This is a genomic window from Streptomyces sp. NPDC003393, from assembly GCF_053589015.1.
The window spans coordinates 213,393-230,248 of the sequence record NZ_JBSFRB010000006.1; the positions used below are offsets into that span (position 1 = coordinate 213,393).

13 protein-coding genes are annotated in these 16,856 nt (G+C 70.9%); 5 read left to right on the forward strand and 8 right to left on the reverse strand.

All coding sequences use genetic code 11. The features are described 5' to 3' along the window. Window positions 1-157: 157 nt before the first annotated feature. Window positions 158-3,697, reverse strand: coding sequence for a DNA polymerase III subunit alpha (dnaE, locus tag ACWDUZ_RS09065; RefSeq protein ID WP_451631141.1), 3,540 nt, complete (start codon window positions 3,695-3,697; stop codon window positions 158-160). Window positions 3,698-3,922: 225 nt separating this feature from the next. Here dnaE and ACWDUZ_RS09070 point away from each other — a divergent pair, with 225 nt between their 5' ends. The 4 genes from ACWDUZ_RS09070 (at window position 3,923) to ACWDUZ_RS09085 (ending at window position 8,742) form a co-directional block, all read left to right on the forward strand. After that, window positions 3,923-5,272 (forward strand): DUF2252 domain-containing protein, encoded by a 1,350-nt coding sequence (locus ACWDUZ_RS09070; protein WP_451631142.1) that lies wholly within the window; start codon window positions 3,923-3,925, stop codon window positions 5,270-5,272. Window positions 5,273-5,341: 69 nt separating this feature from the next. Then, entirely contained in the window at window positions 5,342-6,046 is a 705-nt protein-coding gene (locus tag ACWDUZ_RS09075; RefSeq protein WP_451631143.1) for a hypothetical protein, read from the forward strand. A gap of 90 nt (window positions 6,047-6,136) precedes the next feature. Then, window positions 6,137-6,979 carry a thioredoxin domain-containing protein gene (locus ACWDUZ_RS09080; protein ID WP_451631144.1) on the forward strand — a complete coding sequence of 281 codons (843 nt, stop codon included), beginning with the start codon at window positions 6,137-6,139 and terminating at the stop codon, window positions 6,977-6,979. Between the two features lie 92 nt (window positions 6,980-7,071). After that, window positions 7,072-8,742: an alkaline phosphatase D family protein gene (locus tag ACWDUZ_RS09085; RefSeq protein WP_451631145.1), complete on the forward strand. Its 1,671-nt coding sequence runs from the start codon at window positions 7,072-7,074 to the stop codon at window positions 8,740-8,742. Between the two features lie 24 nt (window positions 8,743-8,766). On the opposite strand, the gene ACWDUZ_RS09090 is transcribed toward ACWDUZ_RS09085, so the two are convergent. Next, on the reverse strand, window positions 8,767-9,336 hold the full coding sequence (locus tag ACWDUZ_RS09090; RefSeq protein WP_451631146.1) for a dienelactone hydrolase family protein: 570 nt from the start codon (window positions 9,334-9,336) through the stop codon (window positions 8,767-8,769). Window positions 9,337-9,416: 80 nt separating this feature from the next. On the opposite strand from ACWDUZ_RS09090, the gene ACWDUZ_RS09095 reads away from it, so the two are divergent. Further along, a complete protein-coding gene (locus ACWDUZ_RS09095) occupies window positions 9,417-10,505 on the forward strand; it encodes a mechanosensitive ion channel family protein (protein WP_451631147.1) in 1,089 nt (362 codons plus the stop codon). Here the strand turns inward: ACWDUZ_RS09095 and ACWDUZ_RS09100 are convergent. From ACWDUZ_RS09100 to ACWDUZ_RS09125, 6 genes are all read right to left on the reverse strand, one after another. Next, entirely contained in the window at window positions 10,477-11,217 is a 741-nt protein-coding gene (locus ACWDUZ_RS09100) for an SDR family NAD(P)-dependent oxidoreductase (RefSeq protein WP_451631148.1), read from the reverse strand. The two genes, ACWDUZ_RS09095 and ACWDUZ_RS09100, sit on opposite strands and share 29 nt — an antisense overlap. 133 nt (window positions 11,218-11,350) lie before the next feature. After that, window positions 11,351-12,928, reverse strand: a complete 1,578-nt coding sequence (locus ACWDUZ_RS09105) for a Na+/H+ antiporter (RefSeq protein WP_451631149.1) — start codon at window positions 12,926-12,928, stop codon at window positions 11,351-11,353. A gap of 89 nt (window positions 12,929-13,017) precedes the next feature. Then, window positions 13,018-13,500, reverse strand: coding sequence for a GNAT family N-acetyltransferase (locus tag ACWDUZ_RS09110; protein WP_451631150.1), 483 nt, complete (start codon window positions 13,498-13,500; stop codon window positions 13,018-13,020). Continuing rightward, complete coding sequence (locus ACWDUZ_RS09115; protein WP_451631151.1) at window positions 13,497-14,441, reverse strand: RluA family pseudouridine synthase; 945 nt, start codon at window positions 14,439-14,441, stop codon at window positions 13,497-13,499. The genes ACWDUZ_RS09110 and ACWDUZ_RS09115 overlap by 4 nt, the downstream gene beginning before the upstream one ends. 61 nt (window positions 14,442-14,502) lie before the next feature. Beyond that, window positions 14,503-15,261 carry a signal peptidase II gene (gene lspA / locus ACWDUZ_RS09120; RefSeq protein WP_451631152.1) on the reverse strand — a complete coding sequence of 253 codons (759 nt, stop codon included), beginning with the start codon at window positions 15,259-15,261 and terminating at the stop codon, window positions 14,503-14,505. A gap of 61 nt (window positions 15,262-15,322) precedes the next feature. Beyond that, window positions 15,323-16,270, reverse strand: a complete 948-nt coding sequence (locus tag ACWDUZ_RS09125) for a TraR/DksA C4-type zinc finger protein (protein WP_451631153.1) — start codon at window positions 16,268-16,270, stop codon at window positions 15,323-15,325. Between the last annotated feature and the right edge of the window lie 586 nt (window positions 16,271-16,856).

Genomic DNA, 16,856 nt, shown 5'->3' on the forward strand with positions numbered 1-16,856 from the left:
CCCGGTGTCCGGGCTGTTGACCGAGCCCTGAACCCGGTGACGAACCAGAACCTGGTGACAAGAGGGAGCGCGCCCGATGGCCACGGGCACGCCCCCTCTTTTTTGTCCGGTTCTCCTTCTGGACGCTCGCCCGCGGGGGAACGCCGGTTGTCCGGCCTCAGCCCGCCAGGCAGGACGGTCCGAGGAGGACCTTCAGGTCGCCGAAGAGGGCGGGGTCGGGCTTCACCCGGTGGCGGTCCAGGCGCAGGACCGTCGTCTTGCGCGGGCCCTGGAGCTTGATCCGCACCTCGCTGTCGCCCTTGTGGTGGCTGAGGATCTCGCCGAGGCGGCTGATCATCGGCGGGGTCACCTTCAGGGCGGGGATGGTGAGGATCACCGGCGCGTTGCTGCCCGCGTTGGACAGGTCGGGAACCATCAGCTCCATGGCGACCAGCCGGGGCACGTCCTCGCGCTTGTCGAGGCGGCCCTTGACGAACACCACCGCGTCCTCGACGAGTTGGGTGGACACCAGCTGGTAGGTCGCCGGGAAGAACATGCACTCGATGGAGCCGGCCAGGTCCTCGACGGTGGCGATCGCCCAGGCGTTGCCCTGTTTGGTCATCTTGCGCTGCAGGCCGGAGATGATGCCACCGATGGTCACGACCGCGCCGTCGGCGTGCTCGCCGCCGGTCAGCTGGGCGATGCCGGCGTCGGCCTTGTCGGAGAGCACGTGCTCCAGGCCGAAGAGCGGATGGTCGGAGACGTACAGGCCGAGCATCTCCCGTTCCTGGGCGAGCAGGTAGGTCTTGTCCCACTCGTCGGTCGAGAACTCCACGTCGAGTCCGAAGCCGGGCTCGCTGCTGGTCTCCTCCCCCATCCCGCCGAAGAGGTCGAACTGGCCCTCGGCCTCCTTGCGCTTGACCGCGACCACGTTGTCGATCATCGGCTCGTACTGCGCGGTGAGACCCTTGCGGGTGTGCCCCATGGTGTCGAAGGCGCCGGCCTTGATCAGCGACTCCGTGGTGCGCTTGTTGCAGACCACGGCCTCGACCTTGTCGAGGTAGTCGGAGAAGGAGGCGTACTTCCCCTTGGACTTGCGGGTCTTGATGATCGACTCGACGACGTTGGTGCCGACGTTGCGGACGGCGGACAGGCCGAAGAGGATCACGTCGTCGCCCTGGGCGGCGAAGTTCGACTCGGACTCGTTGACGTTCGGCGGGAGCACCCGGATGCCCATGCGGCGGCACTCGTTGAGGTAGATCGCCGACTTGTCCTTGTCGTCCTTCACGGACGTCAGCAGCGCCGCCATGTACTCGGCCGGGTGGTTGGCCTTGAGGTAGGCCGTCCAGTACGAGACCAGGCCGTACGCGGCGGAGTGCGCCTTGTTGAACGCGTAGCCGGCGAACGGGACCAGCACGTCCCACAGGGCCTGGATGGCCTCGTCGCTGTAGCCGTTCTTGCGGGCGCCGGTCTGGAAGATGGTGAAGTTCTTCGCCAGCTCCTCGGGCTTCTTCTTGCCCATCACACGGCGGAGGATGTCGGCCTCGCCGAGCGAGTAGCCGGCGATGATCTGGGCGGCCTTCTGCACCTGCTCCTGGTAGACGATCAGGCCGTAGGTGACGTCCAGGACCTCCTTGAGCGGCTCCTCCAGCTCGGGGTGGATCGGCGTGATGTCCTGCTGGCCGTTCTTGCGCAGCGCGTAGTTGGTGTGGGAGTTCATGCCCATCGGGCCCGGCCGGTACAGGGCCGAGACGGCGGAGATGTCCTCGAAGTTGTCGGGCTTCATCAGACGCAGCAGGGACCGCATGGGGCCGCCGTCGAACTGGAAGACGCCGAGGGTGTCGCCGCGCTGGAGCAGGTCGAAGGTCGTGGGGTCGTCCAGCGGCAGGCTGAGGAGATCGATGTCGATCCCCTTGTTGGACTTCACCATCTTCACGGCGTCGTCCATGATCGTGAGGTTGCGCAGGCCGAGGAAGTCCATCTTCAGCAGGCCGAGCGACTCACAGCTCGGGTAGTCCCACTGTGTGATGGTCACACCGTCGGTGTGCCTGACCCAGACCGGGACGTGCTCGGTGATGGTCTCGCTGGACATGATCACGCCGGCCGCGTGCACGCCCATCTGCCGCACCAGGCCCTCCACACCGCGTGCGGTGTCGATGACCTTCTTCACGTCCGGCTCGTTCTCGTACATCCCGCGCACCTCGCCGGCCTCCGAGTACCGGGGGTGCTCGGGGTCGGTGATGCCGGACAGCGGGATGCCCTTGCCGAGGACGTCGGCGGGCATGGCCTTGGTGATGCGGTCGCCCATCGCGTACGGGTAGCCCAGCACGCGCGCGGAGTCCTTGATCGCGTTCTTGGCCTTGATGGTGCCGTAGGTGCCGATCATGGCGACCTTGTCGGCGCCGTACTTCTCGGTCACGTACCTGATCACCTCGACGCGCCGGCGCTCGTCGAAGTCGATGTCGACGTCGGGCATCGAGATGCGCTCGGGATTGAGGAACCGCTCGAAGATCAGGCCGTGCGGGATCGGATCGAGGTCGGTGATGCCCATGGCGTAGGCGACGATCGAACCGGCGGCCGAGCCACGGCCGGGGCCGACCGCGATGCCGTTGTTCTTGGCCCACATGATGAAGTCGGCGACCACGAGGAAGTAGCCGGGGAAGCCCATCGAGATGATGACGTCCATCTCGTAGTCGGCCTGCTTCTGGCGGTCCTCGGGGATGCCGCCCGGGTAGCGGCGCTCCATGCCGCGGCGGACCTCCTCCTTGAACCAGGTCACCTCGGTGTAGCCCTCGGGGATGTCGAACTTGGGCATGAGGTCGCGCTTCTCGAACATACCCGTGGTGTCGACCATCTCGGCCACCAGGAGCGTGTTGGCGCAGCCCTCCTGCCAGGCGTCCGAGGAGTCGATGGCGTACATCTCGTCCGTGGACTTCAGGTAGTAGCCGGTGCCGTCGAACTTGAAGCGGTCGGGGTCGGAGAGGTTCTTGCCGGTCTGGATGCACAGCAGGGCGTCGTGGGCACCCGCCTCGTGCGCGTAGGTGTAGTGCGAGTCGTTGGTGACCAGGGGCGGGATGCCGAGCTTCCGGCCGATCTCCAGCAGGCCCTCGCGGACCCGGCGCTCGATGTCGATGCCGTGGTCCATCAGCTCCAGGAAGTAGCGGTCCTTGCCGAAGATGTCCTGGTAGTCGGCGGCGGCCTTGAGGGCCTCCTCCTCCTGGCCGAGGCGCAGCCGGGTCTGGACCTCCCCGGAGGGGCAGCCGGTGGAAGCGACGATGCCCTCGGACCACTGCGCGATGGTCTCCTTGTCCATGCGCGGCCACTTCTGGAGCCAGCCCTCGGCGTAGGCGTCCGAGGAGAGGCGGAAGAGGTTGTGCAGGCCCGTCCTGTTCACCGCCCACATGGTCTTGTGGGTGTAGCCGCCGGAGCCGGAGACGTCGTCCCGCTTCTGGTGCGGCTGCCCCCAGAGGATCTTGCGCTTGTTGCGCCGGGACTCGGGGGCGACATACGCCTCGATGCCGATGATGGGGGTGATTCCGGCCTTCTTCGCGGAGTGGAAGAAGTCGTACGCGCCGTGGAGGTTGCCGTGGTCGGACATGGCGATGTGCGACATGCCCATCTCGTTGCACGCGTCGAACATGTCCTTCAGCCGCGCGGCACCGTCCAGCAGCGAGTACTGGGTGTGGACGTGCAAGTGCGTGAACGGCGGCTTCGACACGGCTTCGGCCTCCAAGGAGAGCTCTGGGCGACGGGCTGCGGACAGTCTGGGGGACAGCGTCGAAGTCTATGCCCCGGCGCTGACACTCGGAGCCGTCCGCCGCGTACCTTCGTGCGAGGAGAAACGCGGGCACTCCCTCACCCCGCCGGACGTTGGTGGTGAGGGAGGATCCGCGAAGGATCAGTCCATACGTCTCGTACCACCCGTACCAGGAGGCACCCAGCGATGTCGGTCCCCCAGCTCAGCGACGAGCAGCGCGGCGAGGAGATCCTCTCCGTCTTCGACACCGCCTTCGGCGAGCTCCTGGCCGCCGACCCGGCCGCGTTCCGCGTGAAGTTCCGGAAGATGGCGGCCTCGGCCTTCGCGTTCTACCGGGGCACGGCCTGCCTCTTCTATCACGACCTGGACAGCGAGACCGCCGGGTGGGGCGGCGGGAGGGGGATCAGCGGGCCGTACCTGGACGAGCGGACCTCGCGGGTGTGGATCCACGGCGACCTGCACGCGGAGAACTTCGGCACGTACATGGATTCGAACGGCCGTCTGGTCTTCAACGTCAACGACTTCGACGAGGCCTACGTCGGCCCCTTCACCTGGGACCTCAAGCGCTTCGCCGCCTCCATCGCCCTCATCGGCTACGCCAAGGCCCTGAGCGACACCCAGATCACCGAGCTGGTGACGGTCTACGCCGCCGCCTACCGGGAGCGGGTCCACGCCCTGGCCACCGGCGCCAAGAGCGACGAGGTGCCGCCCTTCACCCTGGACACCGCCCAGGGTCCGCTGCTGGACGCGCTGCGTGACGCCCGCTCGCTGACCCGGTTCGGCCTGCTGGACTCCATGACGGAGATCCGTGACTTCGAGCGCCGCTTCGCGCCGGGCGGCGGCTCCATCGAGCTGGACGCGGCCACCCGCTACAAGGTCCTCGCGGCCTTCGACGGCTACCTGGAGACGCTGCCGGACTCCTCCCTGGCCCGCCCGGACTCCTACCGCGTGAAGGACGTGGTGGGCCGCCGGGGCATCGGCATCGGCTCGGCCGGCCTGCCGTCGTACAACATCCTCCTGGAGGGCCACAGCGACGCCCTGGAGAACGATGTCGTCATCTACATCAAGCAGGCCCAGACCCCGGCCGTCTCCCGGCACGTCACGGACGCGGCGATCCGCGACTACTTCCAGCACGAGGGACACCGCACGGTGATCTCCCAGCGCGCCCTCCAGGCGCACGCCGACCCGTGGCTGGGCTGGACCGAGCTGGACGGCGCCGGGCAGCTGGTCGCCGAGGTGTCCCCGTACGCGGTCGACCTGGACTGGGGCGACATCGACGACCCGGAGGAGATCGAACAGGTCGTCGCCGACCTCGGCCGGGCCACCGCCGCCATGCACGCGGCGGCGGACGACACCTCGGGCGAGTCCCTGGTGCCGTTCTCCACCGAGCGGGCCATCGACGCGGCGATCGCGGCCGACGAGGAGGGTTTCGCACCGCTCCTGGTGGACTTCGCGCACGGCTACGGCGCCCGCGCGCGTGCCGATCACCAGATCTTCCTGGACCTGTTCCGCAACGGGCGGATTCCGGGTCTTTGACAAGAGGGCCGCTCACAGGATCCCTTTAAGGACCCTTTACCGGCCCACGTGACACACTCTTCACTCGCTATGGACATATCCGGGACCCAGCTCAGAACCGTGCGCGCGGCGCTGTTCACGGCCGTGGTCGTGATGCTCAGCACCACGTCGCACGTGCTGCTGTCCCGGGTCCCCCTGCCGTTGAACACGGTGGCCGCCGTCGCGGCCGCCGTGTTCCTGCTCGCCTACGCCCTGGCCGGCCGCGAGCGGGGCTTCGGGCGGATCGCCGCCCTGCTGATCCCGCTGGAGCTGGCCGCCGACACCGTCTTCACCACCGGCCAGCAGGTCTGCTACGGCGCCGCCGGCGGCCCGGTCGCCGGCCCGCTGCGCTCGGTCGGCTGGGACGTGCTGTGCGGCAACGACGCGGCCGTCGGCACCCCGCTGGCCCGTATGACCGGCACGGACACCGACCGGCTCGCCGCCCTGCTGGCCCACGCCGACCCGGCGACCGCCTGGCTGCTGCTCGCCGCCCACCTGGGCGTCGGCCTCCTCGCGGCCGGCTGGCTGCGCCGCGGCGAACGGGCTTTGGCCGAGCTGCTGCGGGCGGCGGCCGCGACCACGTTCCGGCCGCTGCGGATGGCCGTCGCCGCGGTCACGGTCCGGCGGACCCGCGGCCTTCGCCGGCCGGCCCGCACCGCGCCCCACGGCAGCGCGCCGCGCACCCGCCTCCTCGTGTACTCCCTGGGACGGCGCGGACCGCCGTGCTCCCCCTGCCCCGCCCTCGTCCTCGTCTGAGCGACGGCCGGGCGGCGCACGCCGGGCACGAGCAGTCCCCCTTCCGCATCCCGCGCGGCACAGTCGCGCGTCCCACAGGAGAACACCACCATGAGCAAGCGGAACAGCCAGCAGGCGAAGACGGCGGCCCGCGAGCGGCTGCGCGCCGAGCGCGAGCGCCAGGCCAAGCGCGCCAAGGTCAGGCGGCAGATCATCGTCGCCTGCTCGGTCGTCGCCGTGCTGGCGGCGGCCGGCGGCATCGGCTACGCGGTCGTCCAGGCCAACAAGCCCGGTCACTGGGACGCCATGAAGGACGAGAAGGTCGTCGCCCCGGCCAACACCACGGGCAAGGACGGCACCACCGTCGTCATCGGCAAGGACACCGCCAAGAAGACCCTCAAGGTCTACGAGGACCCGCGCTGCCCGGTCTGCGCGCAGTTCGAGCAGACCGCCGGATCGACCCTGAAGAAGGACATCGACGACGGCAAGTTCAAAATGCAGTTCGTCGGGGGCACCTTCCTCGACGGCGACGCGCTCGGCCAGGGCACGATCGGCTCACGGGGCGAGGGTTCAAAGAACGCCATGAGCGCCCTGGGCGCCGCACTCGATGTCAGCCCCGAGGCCTTCCTCGAGTACAAGACCGCGATGTACTCGGCGAAGTGGCACCCGGAGGAGACCACCGACAAGTTCAAGGACGACGACTACCTGATCAAGATAGCGAACACCGTTCCGGCGCTGAAGAACAACGCCAAGTTCCAGACGGCGGTCAAGAACGGCACGTACGACGCCTGGGCGCTGGCGATGTCGAAGACCTGGGACACCAACAAGGACGGCGTCAAGGGCACCCCGAGCTTCGTGATGGACGGCAAGATCCTCACCGTCCCCGGCTCGGACAACCCGCCGATGACGGTGGAGCAGTTCAACAGCGTGGTGGACACGGCGCTCAAGGCCTGACGCACCGTCGGACACCGGCCGCCGTGTGAGGGGTGGGCGAACTTCCGGAGTTCGCCCACCCTTTCGTGTACCGATCAGTAACCTGATCGGTCGTGACCAGTCGACGCAGATTCTCCGAGACATCCAAGGGTCTCAACTCCCTTTCGCCCCGCCGCCGTACGGTCGTCAAGGCCGCGGCGGCGACGGCTGTCCTGGCCGGACCGCTCGCCGCCGCGCTTCCCGCGCAGGCCGCCGCGGACGCACCGGCCTTCCTGCACGGCGTCGCCTCCGGTGACCCGCTGCCCGACGGAATCCTGCTGTGGACCCGGGTGACCCCCACCGCCGAGGCGGTGCCGGGCTCCGGGCTCGGCCCGGACACCGAGGTGAGCTGGGTGGTGGCCCGGGACAAGGCGTTCAAGGACGTCGTCGCCAAGGGATCCACCACCGCCATGGCCGCCTCCGACCACACCGTCAAGGCGGACATCCGGGGCCTCGCACCGGCCACCGACTACTGGTTCCGCTTCTCGGCCGGCGACGCCGACTCCCCCGTGGCCCGCACCCGCACCGCCCCCGCCCACGACGCCGCCGTGAGCAACCTGCGCCTGGGCGTGGTCTCCTGCGCCAACTGGGAGGCCGGCTACTTCGCCGCCTACCGCCATCTCGCGGCCCGCGGCGACCTGGACGCCTGGCTGCACCTCGGCGACTACATCTACGAGTACGAGTCGGGCGAGTACACCGCACGCGGCACGGTCGTCCGGCCGCACGTCCCGGCCCACGAGATCATCACCCTCGCCGACTACCGCACCCGGCACGCCCGGTACAAGACCGACCCCGACCTCCAGGACCTCCACCACAAGGCGCCCGTCATCGCCATCTGGGACGACCACGAGTTCGCCGACAACGCCTGGTCGGGCGGCGCGGTCAACCACACCGAGGGCGCCGAGGGCACCTGGGCCGCCCGCCAGGCCGCTGCCAAGCAGGCCTACTTCGAGTGGATGCCGGTGCGTCCGGCCATCGAGGGCACCACCTACCGGCGGCTGCGCTTCGGGAGGCTGGCCGACCTCTCGCTGCTGGACCTGCGCTCCTTCCGCTCCCAGCAGGCGTCCACCGCCAGCGGTTCGGTCGACGACCCGGACCGCACGATCACCGGACGCGCCCAACTCGACTGGCTCAAGGCCGGCCTGAAGGCGTCCGACACCACCTGGCGGCTGGTCGGCAACTCGGTGATGATCTCCCCGTTCGTCGTCGGCTCGCTCTCCGCGGCCCTGCTGAAGCCGCTGGCGAAGCTGCTCGGGCTGCCGCAGGAGGGCCTCGCCCTCGACACCGACCAGTGGGACGGCTACACCGACGACCGCCGGGAGCTGCTGGCCCACCTTCGTTCCCACGCCATCCGCAACACCGTCTTCCTGACCGGTGACATCCACATGGCGTGGGCCAACGACGTGCCGGTGGACGCCGGTACGTACCCGCTGTCGCCGTCGGCCGCCACGGAGTTCGTGGTCACCTCGATGACCTCCGACAACCTCGACGACATCGTCAAGCTCCCCGAGGGCACGGCCTCGGCCGTCGCCGCTCCCGTGATCCGCGCCGCCAACCGGCACGTCCACTGGGTCGACACCGACCGGCACGGCTATGGCGTCCTGGACCTCACCGCCGAGCGGGCGCAGATGGACTACTACGTCCTCTCCGACCGCACCAGAGCGAACGCGACCTCCGCCTGGACGCGTTCGTACCGCACGCGCAGTGGCACGCAGAGGGTCGAGCGGACGTACGACCCGGTCTGAGGAGCCTTCCGGCCGGGGCCGGGCTCAGAGGGACTCGAGGAAGCCGAGCGCCACCCGCCAGGTGGCCTCGGCGGCCTCCGCGTCGTGGTCCGGCAGCTCCGGGTCGGTGTAGAGGTGGCCGGCCCCGGCGTAGCGGTAGACCTCCACGTCGGCGCCCGCCTTGCGCATCTGGAGGTACCAGGCGCTCAGCCAGTCGTCCGTCTCGAACGGGTCCGGCTCGGCGACGTGGAGCTGCACCGGCAGCTCGTCCACCCGCGCGTTCGGCGCCACGTCCGACGTGCCGTGCAGAAGCAGCAGCCCGCGTGCTTTGTCGTCGCCCAGCGCGAGGGTCTGGGCGATGGAGGCGCCCAGCGAGAACCCGGCGTAGACCAGGCCCCGCTCCGAGTAGGGCGCGGCGGCCAGCACGGCCCGCCTGAGCAGCTCGTCCTTGCCGATGCCGTCCTTGAAGGCCATGCCCTCCTCGACCGTGTCGAACGTACGGCCCTCGAAGAGATCCGGCGTCCACACCTCGTGTCCGGCCGCACGCAGCCGGTCCGCGGCCTGACGCACCGCGGGTCTGAGGCCATGGGTCGAGTGGAAGAGCATGATGTTCATGAGCCCATGGTGCCAGCCGGGCGCCGGCGCGACACATGTCACAGGTTCGGGCCCGGCCGCCGCCGGTTACTTCCCAGAGCATGGAGAACGTACTCCGGCCGCTGACCGTGGTCGGTGGCTCCGTCGTCCTCACCCTGGTGATCGGCTGGGCCACCGACCTTCTGCTGCGCGAGGCCGACGGACGACATCACGAGACACCCCTGTGGGGCCTGTTGCGCCGGGCCCGGGTGCCCTATCAGCTCGTGCTGTGCAGCGCGCTGCTCAGGGGCTCCTACGACCAGGCCGAACTGCTTCAGGAGCACCGGGTCGGTGTGGGACGGACGCTGACCCTGGTGCTGATCGGGTCGGCGGCCTGGCTGACCATCCGGATCGCGGCGGCGGTCGTCGAGACCTCCTACTCGCGCTACGCCAGTGCCCGTGCGCACCGCGACCCGGCCCGGGTGCGCCGGGTGCGCACCCAGGTCGAGCTGATCATGCGGGTGGTCTCGGCGATCGTCATCGTCGTCGCGGCGGCCTCCATGCTGCTGACCTTCCCGGCGATGCGGGCGGCCGGTGCCTCGCTGCTGGCCTCCGCCGGCGTCCTCGGCATCGTCGCCGGTGTCGCCGCGCAGTCCACGCTGAGCAACCTGTTCGCCGGGCTGCAGATCGCCTTCGGCGACATGGTGCGCATCGGCGACACCGTGGTCGTGGGCGGCGAGTGGGGCACGGTCGAGGAGATCACGCTGACCTTTCTGACGGTACGGACCTGGGACGAGCGCCGGATCACGATGCCCGTGTCGTACTTCACGTCCAACCCGTTCGAGAACTGGTCCCGCGGCACCCCGCAGATGACCGGCACGGTCTTCTGGCACCTCGACCACTCCGTGCCGCTGGAGGCGATGCGGGAGAAGCTGCGCGACATCCTGCGCGCCTGCCCGGCCTGGGACGGCCGCGCCTGCAACCTGCACATCACGGACACGACACCGACCACCGTGGAGGTCCGGGCCCTGGTGACGGCCAAGGACGCCGACGACATCTGGACCGTGCGGGTAGCGGTGCGCGAGGAGATGGTCCGCTGGCTGCGCGAGGAGCACCCGTACGCCTTGCCGCGCGTCACCACGGCCCAGGCGGTGCCGCCGCACCAGCGCATCGCCCGTCCGGTCAGTGACCGCGCTCCGCACCGCCGTTGACCTGGACGATCTGGGAGGTGATGTGACCGGCGGCCGGGGAGGCCAGCCAGTGCAGGGTGGCGGCGACGTCGCCCGGGGTGCCGGGTCGCCGGGTGGAGGTCTCCGCGATGAGCCGCTCGCGGCGGGCCTCGTCCATCGCGTCGCCGAAGAAGTCGGTGTCCTCGACGTATCCGGGGGCGACCGCGTTCACCGTGATCCCGCGCGGGCCCAACTGACGTGCCAGGTCGTGGAGGTAGGGGTGCAGGGCGGCCTTGGAGGCGGCGTAGGCGCCGCTGCCGGAGCCGCGGTAGGCGGCGATGGAGCTCAGGAACAGCACACGCCCGCCCGGTAGGGCCAGGTGGTCCTTCAGGGCCTCGGTGAGCAGCACGGCGGTCAGGGTGTTGATCCGGAAGTTGACCAGCCAGTTGTCGGCGACGAGCTCGAGCGGATCCTCCCGCTCCACGTGGGGCTCCAGCCTGCCGGACCCTCCGGCACTGTGGATCAGCACGTCCACGGCGCTCAGTTCGTCAGCCGCGAACCGGGCGGCCCGCCGCGCCCCGTCCACGTCGCTGAGGTCGGCGGCGCAGACCAGCGCCCCGGGCACCGCCGCCTTGCGCAGCGCCTCCTCCCGCCGCCCGAGCAGCAGGACCTGGTCCCCGTGGGCCGCGAACACCTGCGCCGTGGCCAGCCCGATCCCCGTACCGCCACCGCTGATCACCACATTGCGAGTCATGGCACGAGCCTAAGGACTGTCCCGCAATCCGCGGTGGATCAGCGCGCGTCGCGCGCCCGCCGGGGGTCGCGGGACAGCCCTGAGGCCCGCGGGAACGGGCCGCGAGGCAACGCGGGGACGCGGCGGCCGGAGTTCACCGCAGGCTGCGCACGTCGAGGTGGCGCAGCACCCGGTCGACGATCTCCGGGTCGGCGCCGGGCTCGCTGCGCGCGGCCAGCACCTCGTGGCGTGCCGCGCTGAGCATCTCGCCCTGGATCCGCCGCAGCCGCTTGAGCCGCCGCACCCGGGCCTCCCGGCGCTCCTCGTCCCCGATCTGCGGGTTGATCCGCAGCCCGATCTCGAAGGCCCGTCGCTGCATCAGCTCGGACAGCTCGTCCGGCAGGTCCTCGACCGACTCGATCTCGCGCAGCCGCCGCTTGGCCGCCTTGGCCGCCCGCACGGCCAGCTCCCGCTCGAACGCCTGCTCCCGCTCGGTGTCCGCCTGCACCCCGAGCCGCTTGACCAGCCACGGCAGGGTCAGCCCCTGGACCACCAGCGTCGCCATGATCACGCCGAAGGCGATGAACACGATCTCGTTCCGGTGGGGGAAGGGGGCGCCGCTGTCCGTCTTCAGCGGGATGGCCAGCGCCAACGCCACCGAGGCCACGCCCCGCATCCCCGACCACCACATGACGACGGTCTCCCGCCAGCTGGTCGGAATGTCCTCGTCGGTGTCGCGCCGGGCGTGCAGGCGCAGGGTCAGCCAGGTCGCCGGCAGCAGGTACAGCAGCCGGACGAACACCACCACGCCCACCACCGCCGCCGCCCAGCCGAGCAGCTCGCTCCAGTGGCTGGCGGCGGTCCGGATGGCGTGGTGCAGCTCCAGGCCGACCAGCCCGAAGGCCACCCCGGTGACGAGCGTGTCGACCACGTCCCAGACCGTGTGCCCGGCCAGCCGGGTCATCACGTCGTCGGCGTCGGCGGCGTACTCGGCCAGGAACAGCGCGGTGGTGAGCACGGCGAGGACGCCGGAGCCGTGCAGTTCCTCGGCCAGGACGTAGGACGCGTAGGGCACCAGCAGTGTCAGCCCGATCTGGAGGGTCGCGTCCCCCAGCAGTCCCAGCAGCTTGTTCGCCCCCCAGCCGAGCGCCACGCCGACGGCCACCGCGACCACCGCGGACAGCACCAGGTCGAGACCGGCCCGCCAGGCCGAGAACTCCCCGCTGACGGCGGCGGCGATCGCCACGTGGTACAACACGATGGCCGTGACATCGTTGAACAGCCCCTCGCCCTCCAGGATCGACACCAGCCGGCGCGGCAGACCGAGCTGCCCGGCGACGGCGGTCGCCGCGACCGGGTCGGGCGGTGCGACGAGCGCGCCGAGCGCCACGGCCGCGGCGAGCGGCAGCCCGGGCACGATGGTGTGGGCGACGGCGGCGACACAGACGGTGGTGACGAACACCAGCGCCACGGCCAGCAGGAAGATCGGCCGCCGGTTCGCCGAGAACTGCCGCCAGGAGGTGCGCCGCACCGCGGCGTAGAGCAGCGGCGGCAACAGGGCGGGCAGGATCAGCTCGGGCGGGATGTCGACGTTGGGCACGAACTCCAGGACCGCGAGGACGATCCCGAGGAGTGTCATCAGCACCGGCGCGGGCAGCCCGAACCGCTCCCCGACCGGGACGCTGATCACGGCCCCGAGCAACACGATGAACAGCAGGGCCAACTGGTCCACGCTCAGCGCTCCGGAGGGTCGGACGTGCACACGGCAGGGGTCAAGCCTGCCATGTCATCCGCCCCGCCGTCCCCTTCGGCCACCGGGGCCTACAGGGCGCGCCGCATCGCCCGGTGCGGTATGCCGGCGTCCGGGAACTCCGGGCCGTACGCCTCGTACCCGAGCCGCTCGTAGAAGCCCAGGGCGTGGGTCTGCGCGTGCAGGTCCACCGCCGTGAGGCCGCGCGCGCGTGCCGCGTCCTCGATGGCGCGCACCAGGGCGGCGCCGACGCCCAGCCCGCGGGCCTCGGGCAGGACGGCGAGCCGTCCCAGGGAGCCCACGGAGAGATCCCCGCCGGTCTTCGCCGCCGCGACCTCGCCGTACAGCAGCCGCCCGGTGCCCAGCGGCACGCCGTCCTCGCGGACCGCCAGCACATGCACGGCGACCGCGTCGTAGGCGTCGTACTCGATGGTCTCGTCGACGCCCTGCTCCCGGACGAAGACCTCCTTGCGCACCGCGAAGCAGGCCTCGCGGTCGGCGGGGTCCTCGGCAGGGCGGGTCGTGTACGGGGTGCCGCCCGACAGTGTGCTCATGCGTAGGTCTCCTCGTGGACCCGGTCCAGGGCCTTCTGAAGGTCTTCGGGGTAGTCGCTGGTGAACTCCACCCACCGGCCGTCGCCGGGGTGCTCGAACCCGAGCCGCACGGCGTGCAGCCACTGCCGGGTCAGCTTCAGCCGCTTGGCGAGGGTGGGGTCGGCGCCGTAGGTGAGGTCGCCGACGCAGGGGTGGCGGTGGGCGGCCATGTGGACGCGGATCTGGTGCGTGCGCCCGGTCTCCAGCTTCACGTCCAGCAGGGAGGCCGCGCGGAAGGCCTCGATCAGGTCGTAGTGGGTGACGGACGGCTTGCCGTCGGCCGTGACCGCCCACTTGTAGTCGTGGTTCGGGTGCCGGCCGATGGGCGCGTCGATGGTGCCGCTGGTCGGGTCGGGGTGGCCCTGGACGAGGGTGTGGTAGCGCTTGTCGACCGTGCGCTCCTTGAACTGGCGCTTGAGCGACGTGTACGCGTACTCGGACTTGGCGACCACCATCAGGCCGGAGGTGCCGACGTCGAGGCGGTGCACGATGCCCTGGCGCTCGGCGGCGCCGGAGGTCGAGATGCGGTAGCCGGCGGCGGCCAGTCCGCCGATGACCGTCGGCCCGGTCCAGCCGGGGCTGGGGTGCGCGGCGACGCCGACCGGCTTGACGACCACCACCACGTCCTCGTCGTCGTGCACGATCTCCATGCCCTCGACCGGTTCGGCGACGACCTGCACGGGGGCGGGTGCCTGCGGCATCTCGACCTCCAGCCAGGCCCCGCCGCGCACCCGCTCGGACTTGCCGACCGCCGTGCCGTCGACCAGCACCTTGCCCGCGGCGGCCAGCTCGGCCGCCTTCGTACGGGAGAAGCCGAACATGCGGGAGATGGCGGCGTCGACGCGCTCGCCCTCCAGGCCGTCGGGTACGGGCAGGGTACGGATCTCGGGAAGCGTGCTCACCCGTCGAGTATGCCGGACGAGCCCGACACCCCGGACGGGAGCCTGTGGACGACCGGGTCGCTCAGTCCCTGTGGACGGTGCCGTCCGGGTCCAGGCCGCGGAAGGAGAGCAGCACGATCAGGATGCCTCCGCAGACGATCGCGGAGTCGGCGAGGTTGAAGACGGCGAAGTGCTTCGGGGCGATGAAGTCGACGACCGCGCCCTCGAAGAGACCGGGCGCGCGGAAGATCCGGTCGGTGAGGTTGCCGAGCGCTCCGCCGAGCAGCAGGCCGAGGGCGATCGCCCAGGGCAGGCTGTAGAGCTTGCGGGCGAGGCGGGTGATCACCACGATCACGGCGGCGGCGATCACCGTGAAGATCACCGTGTAGGCCTCGCCGAAGCTGAAGGCGGCACCCGGGTTGCGGTAGGCCTCCAGTTGCAGCCAGCCCCCGAGGATCCTCACCGGCGCGTGGTTCTCCAGCCTGGCGACCACGATCACCTTGCTGATCAGGTCGAGGGCGTACGCGAAGGCCGCGACGGAGAACAGCACGGCGATCCGGCGCCCGCGCCGGGGCCGCTCGGCCGCGGCGGGGGCCGCGTCGTCCGCGCGGGGCTCGCCCGCGCGGGAGGACGTCCCGGCGACGCCGGGGGCCGCGTCGGCCGGCCCCGCAGGCTGCGCGGGGCTCTTCGCCGCCGTGGAGTCGGCCGCCGTGGAGTCGGCGCGCGCGTCCTCGGCGCCGGACCGACGGCCCGGTGCCGTGTTCCCGCCTGGCCCGTCCTGCCCGGGCCGTGCCGCATCCGGTGTGTCCGGCGTACCGATGATGCGCTCCGCCTCTGCCACGTGAGTCCTTCGACCTAGGTACCTGACTGAGGACGAGAGTACGGCACGTCCCGTACCCGGTTCAGTACCGGCGTTCCTGCTTCTGCTTGCACTCCACGCACAGGGTGGCGCGTGGAAAGGCCTGCATGCGGGCCTTGCCGATCGGGTTGCCGCAGTTCTCGCACAGACCGTAGGTGCCCGCGTCCAGCCGGTCCAGGGCGCGCTCGGTCTGGACGAGCATCTCGCGCGCGTTGGCGGCGAGCGCCATCTCGTGCTCGCGCGTGATGTTCTTGGCCCCGGTGTCCGCCTGGTCGTCGCCCGCGCCGTCGCCCGAGTCCCGCATCAGCCCCGCGAGGGACGTTTCGGACGAGCTGATCTCGGTGCGCAGCCGCTCCATCTCGGACTCCAGCTCGGCGCGGGCCTCCGCCACCTCCTCAGCGGTCCAGGGGTCCTCGCCGGGACGCACCGCGAGGTCGGCCGGGTCCACCGCCGCGACGGCGTGTGCCTTGGGGACGGCGGTCGTGGCCGCCGCGGCCGTACCAGGAGTCTTCTTCGCAACCACCGTCGTGGCTCCCGTCTGCTTCGCGGCCCGAGCCGCGCCCGCCTTCTTGCCCGTGCTCTTCCTGCCCGCGCCGGCGCCGTCCTCACCCCGCGCGGGGGTGCCGGCGGCGTCCTTCGCCGCCGTTTCGGGTGCCGTCGCCTCGGAGTCCGGCTGCCGCGCGGAGGTCCCGGGGGCCTTCTTGCCGCCGGTGGTCCGCGCGCGCGTGCCGCGGTGCGGGGTGTCCTGCGCGTGGGTCTCCTGCGCTCCGGGCTCGTCCGCCGCCCCCTCCGCGAGGGGTTCCGCGGCGGGCTTCGCTGCGGGTTTCGTGGTCTTCGGCTTCGTCCTCGTCGTCCTCGTGTTCGTCTTCGCGGCCGTGGACGCGGCGTGGGTGCTCGGCATCCCGTTCACGTCCTTGACCGCGCCGACGGAGGCGCCCGAATCCCGCGACCTGCCGGACGCCGACTGCTCGGCGGTCTTCTTCGCCACCATGGCCGCGGCCCCTTCACATATTGTGATCTTGCTCGCGAATCGTGCTGGGACGATAAATCGACTCGAGTCCCGCGGCAACGGGGCACGCCGCCCGATTCGCCCGCCTCGCGCGTACCGCTCGGCCGGCATGCATGCGTTGTGCCCAGCTCTTCGCCGGGTAATCCGACCAACCGCAGGTCCTGCGATCCCGAGGCGGCGCACCTGGCCGTTCGGGTCACCGAGCGCACCCTGGTCGGCCCCGCGCGCCGCGCGTCCCGCCCGCCCGGCGTGACCCCCTGCCCGGCCCCGCGCCACCCGCGGACCGCTCACCGCCTCCGCGCCGCCTCGCGCGCGAAAACCGGTCGGCCACTGTCCCCGGGGCGCCGTACACTGGGCGGAGCGAGAAGCGTGGATGGGGACGAGTAGCGGCGTACGCAGCCCAGAGCGACCCGGGGACGGTGTGAGCCCGGGGGCGAGCACGACGTGAAGATCACCCCGGAGCCGCCGGAAGAACGCCCCAGCGAGACCGCGAGGGCCAGTAGAACCGGCATCGCGAGCCCAATGAGGGGGCTCGCCGGAGCGTACGGCGCACCGGGGAGCCAAGGAG